This is a genomic window from Stenotrophomonas sp. BIGb0135 (assembly GCF_024810105.1).
GTDB classification, from domain to species: domain Bacteria; phylum Pseudomonadota; class Gammaproteobacteria; order Xanthomonadales; family Xanthomonadaceae; genus Stenotrophomonas; species Stenotrophomonas maltophilia_AB.
The window spans coordinates 237,955-258,176 of sequence record NZ_JANUDX010000003.1 but is presented as its reverse complement, the minus strand read 5'-3'; the positions used below and the strand labels follow the sequence as shown (position 1 = coordinate 258,176).

17 protein-coding genes are annotated in these 20,222 nt (G+C 69.9%); 9 read left to right on the top strand and 8 right to left on the bottom strand.

All coding sequences use genetic code 11. The features are described 5' to 3' along the window. Positions 1-75 precede the first annotated feature (75 nt). From nagZ to M2421_RS08935, 6 genes are all read left to right on the top strand, one after another. Positions 76-1,083, top strand: coding sequence for a beta-N-acetylhexosaminidase (nagZ, locus tag M2421_RS08960; RefSeq protein WP_259206067.1), 1,008 nt, complete (start codon positions 76-78; stop codon positions 1,081-1,083). Beyond that, entirely contained in the window at positions 1,083-1,637 is a 555-nt protein-coding gene (locus M2421_RS08955) for a hypoxanthine-guanine phosphoribosyltransferase (RefSeq protein WP_259206064.1), read from the top strand. Before nagZ ends, M2421_RS08955 begins: the two co-directional genes overlap by 1 nt. Further along, positions 1,637-2,383 carry an S-methyl-5'-thioinosine phosphorylase gene (locus M2421_RS08950; protein ID WP_259206061.1) on the top strand — a complete coding sequence of 249 codons (747 nt, stop codon included), beginning with the start codon at positions 1,637-1,639 and terminating at the stop codon, positions 2,381-2,383. Before M2421_RS08955 ends, M2421_RS08950 begins: the two co-directional genes overlap by 1 nt. Positions 2,384-2,471: 88 nt before the next feature. Continuing rightward, positions 2,472-2,681, top strand: coding sequence for a cold-shock protein (locus M2421_RS08945; protein WP_259206060.1), 210 nt, complete (start codon positions 2,472-2,474; stop codon positions 2,679-2,681). Positions 2,682-2,799: 118 nt separating this feature from the next. After that, the gene (locus M2421_RS08940) at positions 2,800-4,047 is read left to right on the top strand and encodes an NAD(P)/FAD-dependent oxidoreductase (RefSeq protein WP_259206058.1); all 1,248 of its coding nucleotides are present in this window, start codon (positions 2,800-2,802) and stop codon (positions 4,045-4,047) included. A gap of 259 nt (positions 4,048-4,306) precedes the next feature. Continuing rightward, on the top strand, positions 4,307-4,576 hold the full coding sequence (locus M2421_RS08935; RefSeq protein WP_259206053.1) for a hypothetical protein: 270 nt from the start codon (positions 4,307-4,309) through the stop codon (positions 4,574-4,576). A gap of 1 nt (position 4,577) precedes the next feature. Here M2421_RS08935 and pdeM read toward each other — a convergent pair whose 3' ends face one another. The 4 genes from pdeM to M2421_RS08915 are packed head-to-tail and all read right to left on the bottom strand — an operon-like array spanning position 4,578 to position 10,288. After that, a complete protein-coding gene (gene pdeM, locus M2421_RS08930; RefSeq protein WP_259206047.1) occupies positions 4,578-5,228 on the bottom strand; it encodes a ligase-associated DNA damage response endonuclease PdeM in 651 nt (216 codons plus the stop codon). After that, positions 5,218-7,665 (bottom strand): ligase-associated DNA damage response DEXH box helicase, encoded by a 2,448-nt coding sequence (locus M2421_RS08925; protein ID WP_259206515.1) that lies wholly within the window; start codon positions 7,663-7,665, stop codon positions 5,218-5,220. The genes pdeM and M2421_RS08925 overlap by 11 nt, the downstream gene beginning before the upstream one ends. 14 nt (positions 7,666-7,679) lie before the next feature. Next, a complete protein-coding gene (locus tag M2421_RS08920; protein WP_259206044.1) occupies positions 7,680-9,284 on the bottom strand; it encodes an ATP-dependent DNA ligase in 1,605 nt (534 codons plus the stop codon). Next, positions 9,281-10,288, bottom strand: a complete 1,008-nt coding sequence (locus M2421_RS08915; RefSeq protein WP_259206041.1) for a ligase-associated DNA damage response exonuclease — start codon at positions 10,286-10,288, stop codon at positions 9,281-9,283. The genes M2421_RS08920 and M2421_RS08915 overlap by 4 nt, the downstream gene beginning before the upstream one ends. A gap of 110 nt (positions 10,289-10,398) precedes the next feature. On the opposite strand from M2421_RS08915, the gene M2421_RS08910 reads away from it, so the two are divergent. Continuing rightward, the gene (locus M2421_RS08910; protein ID WP_259206038.1) at positions 10,399-12,030 is read left to right on the top strand and encodes an isovaleryl-CoA dehydrogenase; all 1,632 of its coding nucleotides are present in this window, start codon (positions 10,399-10,401) and stop codon (positions 12,028-12,030) included. A 117-nt stretch (positions 12,031-12,147) separates the two neighbouring features. Here the strand turns inward: M2421_RS08910 and M2421_RS08905 are convergent, their stop codons facing one another. The 3 genes from M2421_RS08905 to M2421_RS08895 form a co-directional block, all read right to left on the bottom strand. Further along, a complete protein-coding gene (locus M2421_RS08905) occupies positions 12,148-12,552 on the bottom strand; it encodes a hypothetical protein (RefSeq protein WP_259206035.1) in 405 nt (134 codons plus the stop codon). Between the two features lie 227 nt (positions 12,553-12,779). Beyond that, positions 12,780-13,121, bottom strand: coding sequence for a hypothetical protein (locus M2421_RS08900; RefSeq protein WP_259206034.1), 342 nt, complete (start codon positions 13,119-13,121; stop codon positions 12,780-12,782). A 124-nt stretch (positions 13,122-13,245) separates the two neighbouring features. Beyond that, a complete protein-coding gene (locus tag M2421_RS08895; protein ID WP_259206033.1) occupies positions 13,246-14,421 on the bottom strand; it encodes a thiolase family protein in 1,176 nt (391 codons plus the stop codon). Between the two features lie 302 nt (positions 14,422-14,723). On the opposite strand from M2421_RS08895, the gene M2421_RS08890 reads away from it, so the two are divergent. After that, a complete protein-coding gene (locus tag M2421_RS08890; RefSeq protein ID WP_259206031.1) occupies positions 14,724-17,570 on the top strand; it encodes an autotransporter serine protease in 2,847 nt (948 codons plus the stop codon). Positions 17,571-17,687: 117 nt separating this feature from the next. Here the strand turns inward: M2421_RS08890 and M2421_RS08885 are convergent, their stop codons facing one another. Then, entirely contained in the window at positions 17,688-18,785 is a 1,098-nt protein-coding gene (locus tag M2421_RS08885; protein WP_259206029.1) for a Glu/Leu/Phe/Val dehydrogenase dimerization domain-containing protein, read from the bottom strand. A gap of 324 nt (positions 18,786-19,109) precedes the next feature. Between M2421_RS08885 and M2421_RS08880 the strand changes: the two genes are divergently transcribed. Then, a complete protein-coding gene (locus M2421_RS08880) occupies positions 19,110-20,210 on the top strand; it encodes an HDOD domain-containing protein (protein ID WP_259206028.1) in 1,101 nt (366 codons plus the stop codon). Positions 20,211-20,222 lie beyond the last annotated feature (12 nt).

The window sequence follows — 20,222 nt, the reverse complement described above, 5'->3', positions numbered from 1 at the left end:
CCGTGGCCTAGCGCGTGTGCGTTCTGCGACAATGCGGCGGTGCGCCATCACGGCGTCCCGTATTGGAGATCGACCATGCTCGTGATCGGCGTTGCCGGGACCGAACTCACCGCCCAGGAACGCGCGTGGCTGCAGCACGACGCCGTGGCCGGGGTGATCCTGTTCAAGCGCAATTTCGCCTCGCGCCAGCAGGTGGCCGAGCTGTCGGCCGCGATCCGCGCCGCCGCACCGCGCCCGCAGTTGATCTGCGTGGACCAGGAAGGGGGGCGGGTGCAGCGCTTCCGCGACGGCTACAGCGCGCTGCCGCCGCTGCACGGCTTCGATGCGCTGTACCGGCAGGATCCTGAGGCGGCGCTGGCCCTGGCCGAGCAGCACGCCTGGCTGATGGCCAGCGAGGTGCGCGCCAGTGGCGTGGACCTGAGCTTCGCCCCGGTGGTCGACCTCGGCCGCGGCAACCTGGCCATCGGCGATCGCGCCTTCAGCGCCGATCCGCAGGTGGTGGCGGCGTTCACCGCCGCCTACGTGCGCGGCATGCACAGCGTGGGCATGGCCGCCACCCTCAAGCACTTCCCCGGCCATGGCACGGTGCGCGAAGACACCCATTTCAACGATGCCTCCGACCCGCGCTCGCTGGACGAGCTGCGCGCGCTGGACCTGGTGCCGTTCGCCGCCGGCATCGATGCCGGCGCCGATGCGGTGATGATGGCCCACGTGGTCTACCCGCAGGTGGCCCCGGAGCCGGCCGGCTACTCGCCGCGCTGGATCCAGCAGATCCTGCGCGGGGAGATGGGCTTCGGCGGCGTGGTGTTCTCCGATGACATCGGCATGGCGGCCTCGTTCTCCGCCGGCGGCGTGAAGGCGCGCGTGGATGCGCACCTGGATGCCGGCTGCGACGTGGTGCTGGTCTGCCACCCCGAGCTGGTCGAAGAATCGCTGCGCGCGGTCGAACCGCGCACCCTCAATACCGCCGCGCTGCTGGGCCTGATCGGCCGCGGCGCGCTTGGCTGGGATGGCCTGCTGGCCGATGCCCGCCACGGCGCCACCCAATCCCGTTTGCTTGACACCCTTGGAAGAACCGTCTGATGCCCAACCTCACCATTTCCCAGGCCCTGGCCAAGGCCGACCTGCTGGTCGACCGCCCCACCATCGACACGGCCATCGCCGGCATCGCCGACGCCATCGCGCGCGACTACAAGGGCGAAGTGCCGCTGTTCCTGTCGATCATGCACGGCGCGCTGCCGTTCGCCGGCCAGCTCGCGCTGGAACTGGGCGCACGCGGCCAGGACGTGCAGTTCGATTACCTGCACGCCACCCGCTACCGCGGTGAAACCACCGGCGGCGACCTGGTCTGGAAGCACAAGCCGGCCACCGCGCTGTTCGGCCGCCGCGTGCTGCTGGTCGACGACATCCTCGACGAAGGCTACACGCTGCAGGGCGTGCGCACCTGGTGCCTGGAGCAGGGCGCCACCGACGTGCGCATCGCCGCACTCACGGTGAAGAAGCACGACCGCGCGCTGCCGGACGTGAAAGCCGACTACGCCGGCATCGAACTGCCGGACCGCTACGTGTTCGGGTTCGGCATGGACGTCAACGAGACCCTGCGCTGCGTGCCGGCCATCTACGCGATGAAGGAATGATGGAACACATTGCACTGGCCGTCATTGGCGGCACCGGCGTGTACAAGCTGGCCCAGCTCGACGATGTCAGCAGCCACCAGGTGGAAACGCGTTACGGCACCCCGTCCGGCCCGATCCGGGTCGGCACGCTGCTCGGCCAGCGCGTGGCGTTCCTCGCCCGCCATGGCGAGGGCCATTCGCTGCCGCCGCACAAGATCAACTACCGCGCCAACCTCGCTGCGTTGCAGCAGATCGGCGCCACGCGGGTGCTCGCGCTCAATACGGTGGGCGGCATCACCGACCAGTTCGGCCCGCGCGTCCTGGCCTGCCCGGACCAGTTGATCGATTACACCTGGGGCCGCATCTCCACCCTGAGTGAAGAACCCGGCAGCGAGGTGCTGCACGTGGACTTCGGCCATCCGTACACGCCGATGCTGCGCAGCAAGGTGCTGGCCGCGGCCAAGGTCACCGGCGTGCGCCTGCACGACGGCGGCTGTTACGGCGCCACCCAGGGGCCGCGGCTGGAGACCAATGCGGAAATCGCGCGGATGCGCCGCGATGGCTGCGACCTGGTCGGCATGACCGGCATGCCCGAAGCGAGCCTGGCGCGTGAGCTGGGGCTGGACTACGCGTGCCTGGCGATCGTGGCCAACTGGGCCGCCGGCTGTGGCGATGGCGATGAAATCACGATGGCCGAGGTGTTGGCGAACGTGGATGCCGCCTCGGCCGGATTGCCGGAACTGGTCGGCGAATTGGCGCGGGGGTGATTGTCATTGCGGAGCAAGCTTTGCATACTCCGCCAGTGCGCTGGTTGAGCGTACACCACCCATTCATTGAAGAAGGTCTCGCATCACCATGCCGAACGGTACCGTCAAGTGGTTCAACGACGCCAAGGGATTTGGCTTTATTTCGCCGGAGGACGGCAGCGCCGACGTCTTCGCGCACTTCTCCGCGATCAACTCCAAGGGCTTCCGCAGTCTGCAGGAAGGCCAGCGTGTCACGTATGACGTGACCCAGGGCCCGAAGGGCGCCCAAGCCTCGAACATCGTGCCGGCGGCTGAGTAATTCTTCGCGCCGTGCATTGAAAACCCCGCTTCGGCGGGGTTTTTTTTAGCGGTCGCCGCGCAGGCTGTCGGTCGCTGACCCGCGCAGCGCGTGATGTAGATCACGAATAAGGACATCCATGACACAACGACGGACCATCGCCATCGTCGGCTACGGGACGGCGGGGCAAGCGCTTGCCGTGCTGCTTTCACGCGATCATCACGACGTGCACGTTCTCGAACGCGTCGCGGAGCCGGGCCCGGTGGGTGCCGGCTTCCTGCTGCAGCCCAGTGGCCTGGAGGTGTTGTGGCAGATGGGGCTGCTGCCGCAGGTGCTCGCACACGGCGCGCCGGTGCGACGCCTGTATGGCGACACTCCGTGCGGCCGTACCGTGATGGAGATGGGCTACGCCAGCCTGGACCCCCGCCTGCATGGGGTCGGCATGCAGCGTGGCGCGCTGTTCGCGTTGCTGGCCGATGCATGGACGCATCCGCAGAACCTTCAGGCCGGCACCGGCATCGTCGACGTGGATGCCGACCAGGGGCGCGTGCGCGACGCGCGCGGTCACTGGCATGGGCCGTACGACCTGGTGATCGCCGCCGACGGTTCGGCCTCGGCCCTGCGCACGCACGTGCAGGGCACCCGGCTGGATCGCGAATACCCGTGGGGCGCGCTGTGGTGCCTGCTGCCGGGCGGCGACTGGGCCCACCCCGACGAGCTGCGCCAGCGCTACGTGGCGGCGCGCAAGATGATCGGCTTGTTGCCGGTGGGCACGCGACCCGGCAATGACGTGCCGCAGTTGAGTTTCTTCTGGAGCCTGCCGCGTGACCAGTTCGCGCAGTGGGAACGCGATGGCCTGCAGCGCTGGCTCGATGAGATCGCCACCTTGTGGCCGCAGGCGCACGCGCGGCTGGGCGGCATCGGCGACGGCGCGCAGCTGGCGCGCGCCGGCTACCGCGACGCGGTGATGACGCGCTGGAGCCGTGGCCGGCTGGTGCTGGCCGGCGATGCCGCGCATGCCATGAGCCCGCAGCTGGGACAGGGCGCGAACATGGCCCTGCGCGACGCGCTGGCGTTGCGCGATGCGTTGCGCGTCCACTCCGACCGCGACGCCGCGCTGCAGGCCTATGCCGCGCAGCGGCGCGCGCACGTGGCGATCTATCACTTCTGGAGCCGCTGGTTGACGCCCTTGTTCCAGTCCGAGCGGGACATGGCCGCGCGTGCGCGCGACCTGTTGCTCAAGCCACTGGGCGACCTGCCCGGCGGACGCGGGCACATGCTGCGCGTGCTCAGCGGCACCCAGCGTGGCTGGCTCGGCAAGCTCGGGTTGTCGCCCGGCTTCATCGAGGCGCTGGCCACGCACACCCAGGCGCGCACGCCCGGGTAACCGCCGCAGCAGCTTGCCTGCGACGCCGGTGAAGAGCCGATTAACATTCATTGACGGTGGACTCACCCTGGATCTGCGACAAGGGAAGGGCAGACGCAGCCGCGTGTGCTCCTGTCGCCCACCGCCACGACCATCGTGTCGGCGAGGCCACCGCTACCCTTTGGATGCCCTGGACCCACACCTTGCCAAGCGCAGGGTGGCGTGCGGCGACTGCGCCCCCGGTCCGCGATGGACCGATCGCACCCCGAAGGAGATCGACATGTTGTTCCCGGCCGAAGCCCTGGATGCTGAAATCTGCAAACTGCGCGGACTACTGCAGATGCTGCATGAGGATCAGCCCGACATGATGGACGATGTATTCGAATTCCACGTCACCAGCCTGATCACCCACGCCGCGCCAGACCAGCACGCGCGCATCCGCGCCGCGGCACTCGCGATGATGGGCGAGATCCTGCGGCAACCGGTGCGGCCCCGGCCGCAGACCCCGGACATCCGGCTGATGCCGGACGTCCTGGTCCCGGCGATGTAGCTCATGCGCTGCGGGCGGGCAGGGCGATGGCGTGGTCTTCCACGCACGCCACCAGCTGCTCGCCCGGTGCCAGCACCGGGGCCACCCCGGCAGTGAACCGCGACCATGCCGGCAGCACGCTCAGGCGCTCGCGCAGCCAGAACGCCGGCCAGCGTCGCTGCATGCCCGGCAGCTTGGCCAACGGATGGATGTGTCCGCACAGCACGTGCAGCGACGGATGCGGCTCTGGATCGTGGCGCAGCAGGAAGGGGCCGGCCTCCAGCCGTTCGCCGAGCAGCGTGATGCCCAGATCGGCCTTGGGCAGGGCACGGTCGTGATTGCCGGTGAGCGCGCCGATCTCGACGTCCGCATGCAGTTCGCGCCAGCCCTGCCATTGCCGGTACCACGCGCTGCGATGCGCGACGCCGTGCAGCACATCGCCCAGGATCCACAGCGACGCCACCGCGTGCTGGTTCAGCAGCACCGACAGGCGCTGCAGATCGTCGCCGGTTCCGCCGCTGGGCAGTCCGATCCCCGCCCGCCGGAACACATCGGCCTTGCCCAGGTGCAGGTCGGCGATCAGCAGTGCCTTGCGTGCGGGCCAGTAGAGCGCACGCGCGCCGAGCAGCAGCACCGGCTCCCCGGCGATCGTGGTCGGCAGTTCAGGGGCCATGGCGTGTCTCCAGTTGCCGTGCAGCGCGCTGCACGCGGGTTTTCCAGTCTTCGTTGCTCAGCTGGCCGCGCAGGCGTTCCGCCCACAGCGGGAACGACAGCGGCCCCAGGCTGGTGGGCGCCTGCAGGCTCAACGTCCGCGCCTGGCAGCGTTGCAGCGTGGTGGCCAGGCTGGTCATGTCCAGCTGCGCATGCAGGACCTCGCGCTCGGCAAGCGCAAGCAGGATGTGGTCGGGGTCGTGCTGGCGCAGCACGTCGTACAACAGCCCGCTGGATGCCTGCAGCTGGCGCAGGCTGCGTGGCGTACGGCCGGGCAGTGCGGGCACCAGCAGGCCGGACACGCGCGCGATGTCGCGGAACTGGCGCCGTGCCAGCTCGCCGAGGTTGAGGCTGTCGCGCAGGTCTTCGAACAGATGCGCCGGCTCCAGCAGCGCGCGCACGCCGGGTGCGTCCAGTTCTACCGCGCGGGCCGGTGCCAGCACGAAACCGTAGTCGTTGGCCGCGTAGCCGATCGTGTTGGCCTGCAGCCGCGTCAGCCGCATCGCCATCAGGGCGGCCACGCCTTCGTTGACCTGGCGCCCGGCGAAGGGGTACACGAAGACGAACTGGCCCTCGCGCCGGCGCACCACTTCCACCAGCAGCCGTGTGGGTGAGGGCAGTTCGGACAGCCGCGACTGCAGCGCCAGCAACGGTGCCAGCCAGCGCATCTCCGGCGAAGGCGCCGGCGCGTCGAACACCGCCTCCATTTCATGCCCCAACGCGTCGGACAAGGGCAGGCGGCCGCCCTGCCAGCGCGGCACCAGGCCATCGCCGCCCTTGGCCAGGCGCACGTAGGCCGTCAGGTTCTCCAGGCGCACCAGCTCCAGCAGGCGGCCGGCGAACTGGAAGCGGTCGCCCGGGCGCAGGCGCCCGACGAACTGTTCTTCCACCGCGCCCAGGCGGCCACCACGCAGGAACTGCACCACCGCGCTGCCATCGCTGGTGATGGTGCCGATCGACAGCCGGTGGCGCAGGGCGACGCGGCGGTCGTGGACGCGATACACGCCGTCGTCGTCGAGGACGACCTTGTGGAAGTCCGGGTACTGCGCCAGCGCGCGGCCGCCCTGCACGATGAAGTCGAGCACCGCCTGCCAGTGGGTGTGATCGAGCGCGGCGAATGCATGCGTGCGCCGGACCTGTTCAAACAGGGCATCGGCCTGGAAGCCACCGCCAAGCGCGCAGCTCACGCAGTGCTGCGCCAGCACGTCCAGCGACAAGGTCGGGGGATGCCGTGCCTCGATCACCCCGGTGGCAAGCGCGCGCCGTGCCGCGGCGTATTCGACCAGCTCCAGCGCATGCGACGGCACGCACACGATGTGCCCGGATTCGCCCGGGCGATGGCGGGCGCGGCCGGCGCGCTGCAGCAGCCGCGCGATGCCCTTGGGGCTGCCGATCTGCAGCACCTGGTCCACGGCCGGGAAGTCCACGCCCAGGTCCAGGCTGGAGGTGGCCACCACGCAGCGCAGCCGTCCCTCGCGCAGGCCCTGCTCGGCATCGCGCCGCAGGGCCGGGTCCAGCGACCCATGGTGCAGCGCGAGCGTGGCCGGGTCTTCGGGCCATACCGCCGACAGCGCCTGGTGCCACAGCTCTGCGTGCGCGCGGGTGTTGGTGAACAGCAGGCTGGTGCCGACGGCCAGCAGTTTCTCCAGCACGCGCTGCAACTGCGACAGGCCCAGGTGGCCCGCCCACGGGAAACGTTCGCCATGCGCCGGCAGCAGGGTCTCCACGCTGACCGGCCGCGGCCGCGCGCCGGCTACCAGCGGTGCATCGGGCAGGTCCGGCAGCAGCACCTCGCGCGCCTGGTCCAGGTTGCCCAGCGTCGCCGACAGCCCCCACAGCTGCAGCGCGGGCAGGGCATCGCGCAGCCGGCGCAGGTTCAACTGCAGCAGGACGCCGCGCTTGTTGCCCAGCAGTTCGTGCCATTCGTCGACCACCACGCAGCGCAGCTGCCGCATCTTCGCCAGGCCGTCGGGATAGCTGAGCAGCAGCGCCAGCGATTCGGGCGTGGTCACCAGCACGTCCACGCGGCCCTCGCGCGCCAGCCGCTTGTCGCGGGCGCTGGCGTCGCCGGTGCGCAGGCCCACCTGCCAGTCCAGGCCGAGCGCCGCCAGCGGCTCGCGCAGGGCGCGCGCGGTGTCGCTGGCGAGTGCGCGCAACGGGGTGATCCACAGCACCTGCAGCGCCGGTACCGGCGTGCGTGCACGGCCGGTGCGCACGACCGGCAGCGGATCGGCCAGGGCCTGCAGCAGCGGCCCGCCAAACATCGCCAAGGTCTTGCCGCTGCCAGTGGGGGTGTGCAGCAGCCCGGACGCACCGGCCAGGTAGTGGCGCCACATCGCCTTCTGGAACGGCAGCGGCGTCCAGCCGCGGCTGTCGAACCACGCGGCCAGCCGCGCCATCGCCTCGCGCCGGGTCACCGCGCCAGCGCCTGCAGCTGGGCAAGCGTGTCTGCTTCGCTGGCCGGCTTGTCCTGACGCCAGCGCAGGATGCGCGGGAAGCGCACCGCGATGCCCGACTTGTGCCGGCTGCTGCGGTTGACGGCTTCGAAGCCCAGTTCGAACACCTGCTCGCCGCGCACGCTGCGCACCGGCCCGAAGCGCTCCACGGTGTTGGCGCGTATCCAGCGGTCCAGGGCGAGGATTTCCTTGTCGTCCAGGCCCGAATAGGCCTTGGCCACCGGCACCAGTCTGTCGCCGTCCCACACCCCGAAGGTGTAGTCGGTGTACAGCGTGCTGCGCCGGCCGTGACCGGCCTGTGCGTAGATCATCACCGCATCGATGGTGAGCGGATCGATCTTCCACTTCCACCAGTCGCCGCGTCGCCGACCGCTCTGGTAGGGCGAATCGTGGCGCTTGAGCATCAACCCTTCCACCCCGCGCTCGCGCGCGAGCACGCGCTGCGCCGCCGCCGCCGGCCAGTCGCTCGCCTCGACCGTGGGCGACAGCGCGATCCGCGGGTCCGCCAGTGGCGCCAGCAGCGCCGCCAGCCGCGTGCGCCGCGCGTGCAGCGGCTGCGCGCGCAGGTCCTCGCCATCGGCTTCGAGCAGGTCGTAGGCCAACACGCGCACCGGCGTGTCGCGCAGGGTCTTGGGCCCCGGCTTGCGGCGCTGGATGCGGGTCTGCAGCGCGGTGAACGGCAGCGGGTGCTCGTCGCCATCGCGCCAGGCCAGCAGCTCGCCGTCGATCACGCAGCCATCGGGCAGTGCCATCGCAGCTGCCTCGATCTCGGGGAAGCGCCCGTCCAGGCGCTCCTCGCCGCGCGACCACAGCGCCACTTCTCCCTGGCGGCGCAGCAGCTGCAGGCGGATGCCGTCCCACTTCCATTCCAGGGTCCAGTCGGTGATCGGCCCCAGCCGCTCGACCTCGACTTCGAGCGGGGAGGCGAGGAAGAACGGATACGGTTGCTGCCGGTCCTCCGGCCGCTCCTCGGGCGACAGCAGCGCTGCCAGCAGCCCGGGCGAGGGCACCCATTCGCCCAGCATGCGCTGGGCGATGCGCGCGATGTCGATGCCGGACAGGTCGGCCAGCGCCTGCTGCACCACGCGCTGCGACACGCCCACCCGCAGCGCGCCGGTCAGCAGCTTGTTGAAGACCAGGCGTTCGCCGGCAGGCAGCTGGCGCCAGCCGGCCACCACCGCCGCGCGGCGTACCGCATCGTCCTGGTTGGCTACGGCCAGCAGGTGCGCTTCGATCCAGTCGGCCAGGGGCCGGTCGACGCCGCGTTCGGGCGGATCATCGAGCAGCAGGGTCAGGGTCTCGGCGAGATCGCCGACCTGGTCGTAGCTGTCGTTGACCAACCATGCAGGCAGGCCGGATTCTTCGCTGATCCACGCGCGCAGTTCGGCGCTGGCGGCGATCTTGCGGCGCGCGCCGCCGACCTTGCCGCCGCTGAGCAGGTACAGCGCCCAGGCCGCGTCGTGCGGGCGTGCATCGCGGAAGTAGGCGACCAGCGCGGCGCGCTTGTCGAGCGTCGCGGTGCTGCGGTCCAGGCGCTGGTAGAGCGCGGCGAATGCCTTCATTCCTCGCTCCCGAAATCGGTCCGGAAGGCTTCGGCGGCCACGCCGCGTTCGCGCAGGAAGGGGATCAGGGCGTCGGTGTTGCCATGGGTGGCGATCACCCGCCGCGCACCGGTCTGCGCGATGGTCTGCAGCAACGCCGGCCAGTCGGCATGGTCGGAGACCACGAAACCGCGGTCGTAATTGCGGCGGCGACGGTTGCCGCGCAGGCGCATCCAGCCCGACGCAAAGCCGAGCTGGTGCTTGCCGAAGCGGCGCAGCCACGGCGTGCCGGCGGCCGAGGGCGGGGCCAGGATCAGCTTGCCGGCGGCATCCGGCTGCCGGCCCTGCTCGGCCACGGTGTGGGTCTCGAGCATGGGGATGCCGGCCTGCCGGTACACCGCCACGCCGTTGGCGATGGCACCGTGCAGCCACGCCGGCTGGTCGTCCAGCGGCAGCAGCTCGGCCAGGATCCGCTGCGCCTTGCCCAGCGCGTAGCACAGCAGGATCGCCGCCTCGCCGCGCGCGGCGCATTCATGCCGCCAGGCCACGATGTCCGCGGCGACCTCGGCGGTGTCCTGCCAGCGATAGATGGGCAGCGCAAACGTGGCCTCGGTGATGAACACGTCGCAGGGCACCACCTCGAACGGTGCGCAGGTTGGATCGGGTTGGCGCTTGTAGTCGCCGGAGGCGACCCAGACCTGCTCGCCATCATCGATGCGTACCTGCGCCGAGCCCAGCACATGCCCGGCCGAATGCAGCGACACCTCCACCCCGCCCAGCCGGAACGCATGGCCGTAATCGTGCGCCTGCAGTGGCACCTCGCCCAGGCGCCAGCGCAGGATCGGTACGCTCTGCGTACTGCAGTAGTACTGCCCCATGCCGCCGCGCGCGTGGTCGCCGTGGCCGTGGGTGATCACCGCGCGCGGCACCGGCCGCCACGGATCGATGTGGAAATCCCCTGCCGGGCAGTACAGGCCTTCTGGTCGCAGGACCACCAGATCGTTGTGCGTGGAAGTCGGGCTCATGCGCTGCACTGTGCCGCCGCGCTCGTGCAGGAGGTGAGAATCCGCCTGAACGGCGAGTGGCGCGGCAATGCGGCAGAATCGACTCAACCCCAGGCCAGGAGGCCGCTGCGATGACGTCCGAACCGACCGCCTTCGACACCCACGCGGTATTCAACCAGCCACCCCCGTTCGCCGGTCGCAACCTGTGGGCCGATGACGTGGCCCTGGTGGCGGCGGTGCAGCGCGAAGGGGGCGCCGAGTTCGTTGCGCGCCTGGCGCAGTACGGCGGGCTGGCCGGTGATCTGCTGTACCAGCTTGGCTTCGATGCCAACCGCGATCGGCCACGGCTGCGTACCCACGACGCGCAGGGCCATCGCATCGATACGGTGGAATTCCATCCGGCCTACCACCGGCTGATGGACGCGGCCAAGAGCCACGGCGTGGCCGGCCTGTCCTGGTACGACGGCAGCCCGGGCGCGCACGTGGCGCGCGCGGCATTGAGCTACCTGCACCACCAGGCCGAGGCGGGCACCAGTTGCCCGCTGACCATGACCCACGCGGCGGTGGCGGTGCTGCGCCAGCACCCGGAATTGGCCGAGTGGGCCGACAAGGCGTCGGCGCCGCACTACGATCCGCGCGACGTGCCGATCGCCGACAAGCACGGCATCACCCTGGGCATGGGCATGACCGAGAAGCAGGGGGGCTCGGACGTGCGCGCCAACACCACCCGTGCCGAGCCGCAGGCTGACGGGAGCTACCAGCTGATCGGGCACAAGTGGTTTTTCTCCGCGCCGATGTCCGATGGTTTCCTGGTGCTCGCGCAGGCGCCCGGTGGGCTGAGCTGCTTCCTGATGCCGCGGCGACTCGAAGACGGCAACCGCAACGCGTTCCGGTTGATGCGGCTGAAGGACAAGCTGGGCGACTGGTCCAACGCCTCCAGCGAAGTGGAGCTGTGCGGTGCCTGGGCGCGCCTGGTCGGCGAGGAAGGGCGCGGGGTGTCCACCATCATCGGCATGGTGATGATGACCCGCCTGGATTGCATGCTGGGTGCGGCGGCGGAGATGCGCATGGCACTGGCCCAGGCGCTGCACCACACCCGTCACCGGCAGGCATTCGGCAAACGCCTGTGCGACCACGCGCTGATGGCCAACGTGCTGGCCGACCTGGCGATCGAATCCGAAGCGGCCACGACCTTCGCCCTGCGCGTGGCGCGCGCGGTGGACCGCGCCGGCACCGATGCGGATGAAGCGGCGTTCGCGCGCGTCGCCACCGCGGTTGGAAAATACTGGCTGTGCAAACGCGCAGCGGTGTTCGTCAACGAGGCGCAGGAATGCCTGGGCGGTGCGGGCTACGTGGAGGAATCGATACTGCCGCGGCTGTATCGGCAGGCGCCGTTGAATTCGATCTGGGAAGGCAGTGGCAACATCCAGTGCCTGGACGTGCTGCGCGCGCTGTCGCGCGATGCGCAGGTGCTGCCGGTGCTGGAGGCCGAGCTGGGCAATGTCGGCGGTCGCGATCCGATCTATGACGCGGCGCTGCAGGCTCTGCGCGCGATGCTGGCGGCGACGCCGGCGGAAGCGCAGGCGCGCCGCGTCACCGAGCAGTTGGCGCTGCTGTTGCAGGCGGCCGTCCTGCTGCGCGCCGACAGCCCGAATGCAGCGGCCTTCATCCGCTCGCGTCTGGGCGGTGACCATGCGATGGCCTTCGGCACATTGCCGGATGACCTGGATGTCGCCGCGGTACTGACGCGCGCGCTGCCGTGAGCCGGTCCCGCCCCGCACGCCGGCGGTGACCTGCCAGCCACGTTCCCGCGGACGGGGCACACCAAAAAAAACGCCCCTTCCTGCGAAGGGGCGTTCGGGTGCTGCGCCGGCGATGACTCAGTGCTTGGCTTCGTCGGCGTTTTTCTTGGCCTCATCGGCCACGTCGCGGGCCTTGTCGGCCACCTTCTGCGCGGCATCGGCGGTGGCATCGCTGGCGTGGGCGCCCGCATCCTTGGCCGCGGTCTTGGCCTCGCCGGCAGCTTCCGACGTGGCGGCGGCGGCGCGGTCGAGCGCCTGCTGGGTATCGGCCGCGGCACGCTCGGAGGCGGCGGCGGCGTCATCGGCGGCATTGCGGGTGGAGGCAGCGGCCTGGTCGACCGCCTCGCGCGCAGCGGCGTTGGCGCTGTCGGCGGCCTGCGCGGCGTCCTGGCGGGCCTGTTCGGCTTCCGGGCCCTTGCAGGCGGCCAGGCCGAGCAGCAGGGAGGCAGCCAGCAGGGAAGTGGTCAGCGGACGGATGGTCATGGCGGTCTCCAATACGGGAATCGTAGGGGAGGCCAGCGTATTCATGCCGTCGTGAAGACCCGGTGGGCACCGCCGCCGCGCCTGAACGAACGGGGGCCGGGGCAGGCCGTTGGGGGCAGATGGCGTAGGGAGAGACCGTGGGTCGGTACGCGTCCGCCCGACGCGCCCAAAGAAAAAGCCGCTGGCGAACCAGCGGCTTCTTCAGACTTGCTTGAAGAAAGAAGTGATTACTTCTTGGCTTCTTCAGCAGCGTCCTTGGCCTGCTCGGCGGTGGCTTCACCGGCCTTGGCAGCGTCGGCAGCGTTGCCGGCAGCAGCGTCGGTGGCAGCGCCAGCAGCCTGGGCAGCGGCATCGGCCGAAGCGTCAGCAGCGGTGGTGGCGGTGTCGGCGGCAGCCTGGGCAGCGTCGGCGGTCTGGGCGCCAGCAGCAGCGGCCTGGTCGGCAGCGACCTGGGCGTCGGCGGCAGCTTCGTTGGCCGAAGCAGCAGCGTCAGCAGCCTGTTCCTGCTTGGAGCAGGCGGTCAGAGCCAGGCCCAGGGCCATCGCGATCAGCAGCTTGTTGATGCTCATTTGTGTGAATCCTCGTCGTTAGATTAGGCAACGCGCTATTGCGCGCCCGGCAACATGATGACAAGCCAAGATTGGCTGTCAAGCGATCGCGCATTCATTTTTGCGAAATGCGCGTTAAATCCAATCAAATCAATTCGATGGCAATGGCCGTTGCTTCGCCGCCGCCAATGCAGAGCGTAGCGATGCCGCGCTTTCCGCCGCGCTTGCGCAAGGCGTTCACCAGGGTGACCACCAGCCGCGCGCCCGAAGCCCCGATCGGATGCCCCAATGCGCAGGCGCCGCCATTCACGTTGACCTTCTCGTGCGGGATGCCCAGTTCGCGGATCGGGGCCATGGCCACCACCGCGAAGGCTTCGTTGATCTCGAACAGGTCGACCTGGTCGATGCTCCAGCCGGTTTTTTCCAGCAGTTTGTGCAGCGCGCCGATCGGGGCGGTGGTGAACCACTCCGGCGCCTGCGAATGGGTAGCGTGGGCCACGATCCGGGCCAGCGGCTGCAGGCCACGCGCGGCCGCGTCCTCCTCGGCCAGCAGGACCACGGCGGCGGCGCCGTCGGAGATGCTGGAGGAGCTGGCGGCGGTGACGGTGCCGTCCTTCTTGAAGGCCGGGCGCAGGGTCGGGATCTTGGCGACGTCCGAACGACCCGGCTGCTCGTCCTGCGCAAATTCGACCTCGCCCTTGCGGGTGGACACCTTCACCGCGACGATTTCATCGTCGAACGCCCCGCTGGCCTGCGCGGCCTGCGCGCGGCGCACCGATTCGATGGCGAAGGCGTCCTGCTCCTCGCGGCTGACCTGGTACTTCTCCACCGCGCTTTCGGCGAATTCGCCCATGGCCTTGCCGTCGTAGGCGTTGACCAGGCCGTCGTGGGCCATGTGGTCGACCGCCTGGAAATTGCCGAAGCGGTTGCCGGTGCGCGAGTTGGGGAGCATGTGCGGCGCATTGGACATCGACTCCATGCCGCCGGCCACCACGATGCTGGCCGAGCCGGCCTTGATCAGGTCATGGCCGAGCATGATCGCCTTCATGCCCGAGCCGCACACCTTGTTGAGCGTGGTCGCGCCGGTGGCCAGCGGGATCCCGGCGGCGATGGCCGCCTGGCGGGCCGGCGCCTGGCCGAGGTTGGCCGGCAGCACGCAGCCCATGATCACTTCGGAGACATCCGCAGCCGGCACCCCGGACTGCTGCAGTGCCGCGGCGATCGCGGCGGCGCCCAGGGTAGGGGTGGGGACACCGTTGAACTGGCCCAGGAAGGACCCGATGGCGGTGCGTTTGGCGGCGGCGATGACGATGTTGGACATGGCAATCTCGTTGGTGCGTGAGCGATATACGAAATGGGCGCGCGGGCCTCGAGGCCCAATGCGCGTCCCGGCAGACTGCGTGGGGTGGCCCAGTATAGGGGGTCGCGGTTTTCCACCGGTGTCGATGGGGAGCGCCGCCGCCTGGCCGTTCCCATTAGTGGGACGGCGTGCCATTGGCGACACGGGCTTTTCCCGGCACACTGCGCTGCACCGGCCAGCTACGCAGGCATGGCACTTGCCGCCGGTCAGGTCCAGGAGGACCGACCGGGCGGGAGATTTCATACGTCAATGGGGATGCAAGGATGAACAAGGCAGTAGTGGGGCGGACTCTTCTGGTCACTGCATTGGCTGCGGCGCTGGGCGCCTGCGGCGGTGGTGGCGGTGGCAACAACGTGCGGGTCGATCCGCCACCGACGACGCCGCCAACCACGCCTCCCCCGACCACCCCGACGCCGCCCAAGCCGGCCGAGCCGGCGTTCGACGCGCATCTCACCATCACCCAGGCGGGCGCGGCGCGCACGGCCGGGCTGGATGGCACCGGCGTGCGCATCGGCGTGGTCGACTCGGGCGTGATGCGCAACCATCCGGCGCTGGCCGGCCGGGTGCTGGCCAATTACAGCTATGTGGATGCGCGCACCAACAACCTCAACGTGGACGACGTGGTCGGCCATGGCACCGCGGTGGCCGAACTGGCCGCCGGCAAGGCGGTGGGTTCCTGGCCCGGCGGCATCGCGCCGGGGGCGCAGATCGTGTCCGCACGCATCATCGCCGACACCCGGCCGACCGACGACGGCAGCGGCAACGGCAATGAAGTCAACGGCGCGCTGGGTCTGGCCGGGGTCCACCAGGACCTGATCAGCCAGGGCGTGAAGGTGATGAACAACTCCTGGGGCGGCCTGTACTGGACCAACACGGCGGCGACCGCGCCGATCGCGCAGGAATACCGTCCCTTCATCCTGAGCAACGGCGGGCTGGTGGTGTTCGCCACCGGCAACGAGAGCAAGCCCAACCCGTCCAGCATGGCTGCACTGCCGAGCCAGGCCGGCCCGAACGGCACGCTGCCGGCGGCCGATCTGGAACGTGGCTGGTTGAGCGTCACCGCGGTGGATTCGACCGACCCGAGCAAGCTGGCCACCTACGCCAACGCGTGCGGCGTGGCCGCGCGTTACTGCCTGGCCGCGCCCGGTGCGGCGGTCTACGTGGACCCGGCCTACACCAGCGGCACGCCGAAGTACCTGTGGAACTACGGCACCTCCTTCGCCGCGCCGCTGGTCTCCGGCGCTGCCGCGCTGGTGTGGCAGAAGTACCCGTACTTCAGCAACGACCTGGTGCGCCAGACCCTGCTCGGCACCGCCACCGATCTTGGCCCGGCCGGCGTGGACAGCACCTTCGGCTACGGCCTGCTCAACATCGCCAAGGCGATCAACGGGCCGGCCCGGTTCGACTGGGGCAACACCACCGTCAACGTCAACCAGACCTCGCTCAACTCGGTGTGGAGCAACAACATCAGCGGTAGCGGCGGCCTGATCAAGCAGGGCGTCGGCGCGCTCGGCCTGTCCGGCACCAACACCTACACCGGCGAGACCCGCATCGAGCAGGGCACCATCGCGCTGCGCAGCGGCGGCTCGCTGACCTCCAACGTGACCGTGGTGGCCAACGCCAACGGCCCGAACGCGTCCGCGCTGCAGTTCCTGTCCGGCGACGGGCGGGTCAAGGGCAACGTCGACAACGGCGGCAGCGTGATCCTGCGCGACGCCAATACCACCGCCACCATCGACGGCAATTACACCCAGCGCGCCGGTGCGCAGCTGATGATCGCGCTGGGCGGCAGCCCGCTCAATGTCACCGGCACCGCGGCGCTGGCGGGCAACGTGCACGTCAGCAGCATCCTCGCCGGCTACGTGCCGGCGGCCGGGCGGACCCAGACGGTGCTGCAGGCCGGCCAGATCAGCGGGCAGTTCGCCGGGGTCACCCACAGCCTCACCCAGGCCACGCTGCTGCAGATGTCGCTGCAGCAGACCAGCACCGCGGTCACCTTGACCACCGACCAGATCAACGTGGTGTCGGCCAGCGTCAACGCCGGGTTTGGCAGTGCTGCGTTGGCCTCCGCGGCACGCGTGGAATCTGCGTTCGAGGTGCTCGATCGCGGCGGCCTGGCGGGCAGCGGCTTCGCCGACGGTGCAGGCGAACTGCAGCGCGTCGAGGGCAACCAGGCGCTGCAGGACAGCCTGGACAGTTTGTCCGGCAAGGCGCATGCGCTGGCCACCGCCGCCACCTTCGACAGCATCGACCTCAACCGGCGTGCGCTGTCCGAACGCTTTGGCCAGGTGCAGGGCGCACCGCGTCTGCGTGGTGCCTGGCAGAGCCAGCTCGGCGACGTCGGGCAGGGCAGCTTCTCGGCCAGCGGCGCCGAGACACGCGGCTGGATGATGGGCCAGGACGCGGCCTTCGACAGCAACGGCGTGCTGGGCTTCGCCTTCGGCGAAACCCGTACCCACAACAACCGCGACTGGGGCAGCGACCGCGGCCGTGACCGCCAGTCGCAGGCGCAGCTGTACGCCGGCTGGAACGCGGGCCGTGCCTATGCCCTGGGCCAGGTGGGCGCCGGCCAGTTCCATCGTGAGATCGATCGCCAGCTGCTGCTGGGTGCCGGTCAGTACGGTGTCAATGCGCGCTACGGCGGCAGCTTCAGTGCGGCCAGCGTGGAAACCGGCTACCGCTTCGGCGACGCTCGATCCTCGCTTACCCCGTACCTGGGTGCGGATTACGCGCGGGTGGACAACGACCGCTTCACCGAACAGGGCGGCCTCGGCTTCGGCCTGCGTACCGAAGGCAACCTGAGCACGCGCAGCCAGGCCCTGGCGGGCGTGCGTGCCGAGCGGCAGTGGGGCAGTTGGTCGCTGCGCGGTTACGCCGAATGGCAGCAACGGCTGTCCAGCACCGGCCTTGCCCAGGACGCCAGCTTCGTCGGCGTCGACGCCTGGGCACCGCTGGCCGGCCTGCAACCGGCGCGCTCTGGCGGTCTGTTCGGGCTGTCGGTGGAATCGTGGCTGACCCGCAACAGCCGCGTTGCCTTCGGCTACGACCAGCGCTTCGGCCCGCGCGGTGACCTCAGTCAGGTCGCCTTGCGCTACTCGGCCGCATTCTGAGCGCTGGCGGGCGCGGGGCCGGATCGGCGCCGTGCCCACGGGCTCGGCGGCATGGGTTGAGAACGAAAAAGGGCGCGATCACCTCGCGCCCTTTTTCATTGCCGTGCCGGGCGGCGATCAGCTGCCGCGCAGGGTTCCCAGTCGCGGGGTGGCGCGGCCCAGCGGCATCTTCAACTTGCCGATCGACTGGATCCGGGTCTCGGCGATCTGGTCGGCCGCGCGCTGCGGCGCGATGCCCTCGCGCTCGGACAGCGCGAAGATCCTGCCCAGGTTGTGGTAGATGCTGCGGATCAGGCGCATGGCGCGCTCGCGGTTGTAGCCGTCGATCTCCAGCGATACGTTCATCACGCCCCCGGCGTTGACCGCATAGTCGGGTGCATACAGGATGCCGCGGGCGTGCAGCTCATCGCCCACCTCCAGGCTCGACAACTGGTTGTTGGCGGTGCCGCAGACGATCTTGCACTTCAACCGCGGCAGGGTCTGCGGGTTGATCGCCCCTTCCAGCGCGCAGGGCGCGAACACGTCGGCGCTGACATCGTAGATATCGTCCGGCTTGACCGCCTCGGCGCCGTACTCGGTGACGGCGCGCTCGACCCGCGTACTGTCCAGATCGGTGACGAACAGCTTGGCGCCCCGGTCGCGCAGCAGCTTCACCAGCTCCATGCCGATATGGCCCAGGCCCTGCACCGCGATGCTGGCCTTGCCCACTTCCTCGTGGCCGAGCTTGTGCTGCATGGAGGCCATCAGCGCCTGCAGTGCGCCGTAGGCGGTGAACGGGGCGGGATCGCCGGAGCCGCCATGGACCTGGTGCACGCCGGTGACGTACTCGCTCTCCAGGTAGATGTTCTCCATGTCGTTGACGTCGGTGCCGACGTCTTCGGCGGTGATGTAGCGGCCGCCGAGCGAATCCACATACCGCCCGAACGCGCGGAACAGCACTTCGCTCTTGTCCTGGCGCGGGTCACCGATGATCACCGCCTTGCCACCGCCCACGTTCAGCCCGGCCAGTGCGTTCTTGTAGGTCATGGTGCGGCTCAGTCGCAGCGCATCGGCCAGCGCATCGTCGGTGCTGGCGTAGGGGCGCATGCGCACGCCGCCCAAGGCCGGGCCGAGGGTGGTGTTGTGGATGGCGATGATCGCCCTCAGGCCGGCATCGCGGTTGTGGCAGAACACCACTTGTTCGTGACCGGAAGATTCGAGGGTTTCAAATAACATGGTGGCTCCGATGGTGCGAACGGTGGCGAACAGCGGCGAACGAACCAGCAAAAGGTGGGTTGCAAAACAAAAAAAGCGACTTCGTCTGATCGGGTGACGGGTCGCGCGGCGCCATTCTAGTGCATTCCGCCGGAGGGCGTTGTCAGCATCCGGAACGACCCTGCCGGGGCGTCCTGCCACGGACCCGCGGGAAGGCGGCATTAAAGTTGCTGAAGATGGCGCCGATGCCGTGGCAACGGTGCGCAGTACCAGCAATGCCAGGACGGACGACGTGGGTGCAGGGGCGACAAGACAAATACGGTGCCGGCCAGGACGGTGGCGTTGATGACGATGGCCGTGATCGTGATGGCGACAGGACTGTTGGCGGCGGCCGCGCTGGGGGTGGGCATCGCCCGCCGGCGTGGCCGCGGCGGGGCCGTGGCCGCGACGGGGACCGGCGCGCGCGGGATCGCGCCTGCGGCCGCGGCGACCGAGGTCGAGGTCCCGACGGGCGACATCCTGCAATCGGGCCTGCATGCGCTGGCGCTGGTCTCGCGCAGCGGCGTGGACGATGCCGGCGGGTGCGCCGATGAGGCGGCGCTGCAGGCTGCGGTGGTGGCTGCGCTGGAGCAGCGCGACTGGTCGGCGCGGCACCTGCCACGGCGACCGCAGCTGTTGCCGCAGCTGATCCAGACGGTCAACGACAGCGACGCCTCGGCGCGTGCCATGGCGGCCATCATCGGCCAGGATCCGGTGCTGACCGGCAACCTGCTGCGGATCGCCAACAGCCCGGTGTATCGCCTGCAGGCCAAGCCGGTGGACAGCCTGCAGCGGGCGGTAACCCTGGTCGGCACCGACGGCATCCGCCAGATCATCAGCGCGGTGCTGGTGCAGCCGGTGATGCAGGTGCAGTGCGTGGCCTTCCCGCAGTTCGGCACGGTGATCTGGGAACACGCGCTGCTGGCCTCGCGCGCGGCGGCCGACCATGCGCGGTTGGTCACCCATGACGATGCGTTTGCCGCGCAGTGGCTGGGGCTGACCCAGGGCCTGGGGGCGGCGCTGGTGATGCGCCACCTGCTGGATGTCTGCGCCGCGCAGGGTGACGCGGCGCCGTCGCGCGCGCTGGCCGCGCACCTGCTGGACGCCTGGACGTTGCCGGTGGCCAGCCGGATCGCGGCGGCGTGGGAGCTGCCGCCGGCGGTGCACGAGGCATTGCTGCGCGAGGGCGACAACGCCCAGGCGGGGTTGTCGGCCAGTCTGCGTTTTGCGCGCGCGGCGGCAGCGGCCAGCCTGCTGTGCCGGCACGGTCGGATCGGCCAGGCCCAGGCACTGGCGATCCTGGAGCAGCAGCACGCCACGCCGGCGCACGCGCTGCACTGGATCTGGCGGCGCCTGCATGGGCGGGGAGTGGAAACCCTGGACGCGGACGAGCGGGTCGAGGGTTGATGGAGGCCACGC

Coding starts and splice junctions, on each gene's coding strand:
- M2421_RS08885 (WP_259206029.1), bottom strand. CDS start 18,785: ATGTTATTTGAAACCCTCGAATCTTCCGGTCACGAACAAGTGGTGTTC.
- M2421_RS08940 (WP_259206058.1), top strand. CDS start 2,800: ATGACACAACGACGGACCATCGCCATCGTCGGCTACGGGACGGCGGGG.
- M2421_RS08905 (WP_259206035.1), bottom strand. CDS start 12,552: ATGACCATCCGTCCGCTGACCACTTCCCTGCTGGCTGCCTCCCTGCTG.
- M2421_RS08895 (WP_259206033.1), bottom strand. CDS start 14,421: ATGTCCAACATCGTCATCGCCGCCGCCAAACGCACCGCCATCGGGTCC.
- M2421_RS08950 (WP_259206061.1), top strand. CDS start 1,637: ATGGAACACATTGCACTGGCCGTCATTGGCGGCACCGGCGTGTACAAG.
- M2421_RS08955 (WP_259206064.1), top strand. CDS start 1,083: ATGCCCAACCTCACCATTTCCCAGGCCCTGGCCAAGGCCGACCTGCTG.
- pdeM (WP_259206047.1), bottom strand. CDS start 5,228: ATGGCCCCTGAACTGCCGACCACGATCGCCGGGGAGCCGGTGCTGCTG.
- M2421_RS08935 (WP_259206053.1), top strand. CDS start 4,307: ATGTTGTTCCCGGCCGAAGCCCTGGATGCTGAAATCTGCAAACTGCGC.
- M2421_RS08915 (WP_259206041.1), bottom strand. CDS start 10,288: ATGAGCCCGACTTCCACGCACAACGATCTGGTGGTCCTGCGACCAGAA.
- M2421_RS08910 (WP_259206038.1), top strand. CDS start 10,399: ATGACGTCCGAACCGACCGCCTTCGACACCCACGCGGTATTCAACCAG.
- M2421_RS08920 (WP_259206044.1), bottom strand. CDS start 9,284: ATGAAGGCATTCGCCGCGCTCTACCAGCGCCTGGACCGCAGCACCGCG.
- M2421_RS08925 (WP_259206515.1), bottom strand. CDS start 7,665: ATGGCGCGGCTGGCCGCGTGGTTCGACAGCCGCGGCTGGACGCCGCTG.
- M2421_RS08900 (WP_259206034.1), bottom strand. CDS start 13,121: ATGAGCATCAACAAGCTGCTGATCGCGATGGCCCTGGGCCTGGCTCTG.
- M2421_RS08890 (WP_259206031.1), top strand. CDS start 14,724: ATGAACAAGGCAGTAGTGGGGCGGACTCTTCTGGTCACTGCATTGGCT.
- nagZ (WP_259206067.1), top strand. CDS start 76: ATGCTCGTGATCGGCGTTGCCGGGACCGAACTCACCGCCCAGGAACGC.
- M2421_RS08945 (WP_259206060.1), top strand. CDS start 2,472: ATGCCGAACGGTACCGTCAAGTGGTTCAACGACGCCAAGGGATTTGGC.
- M2421_RS08880 (WP_259206028.1), top strand. CDS start 19,110: ATGACGATGGCCGTGATCGTGATGGCGACAGGACTGTTGGCGGCGGCC.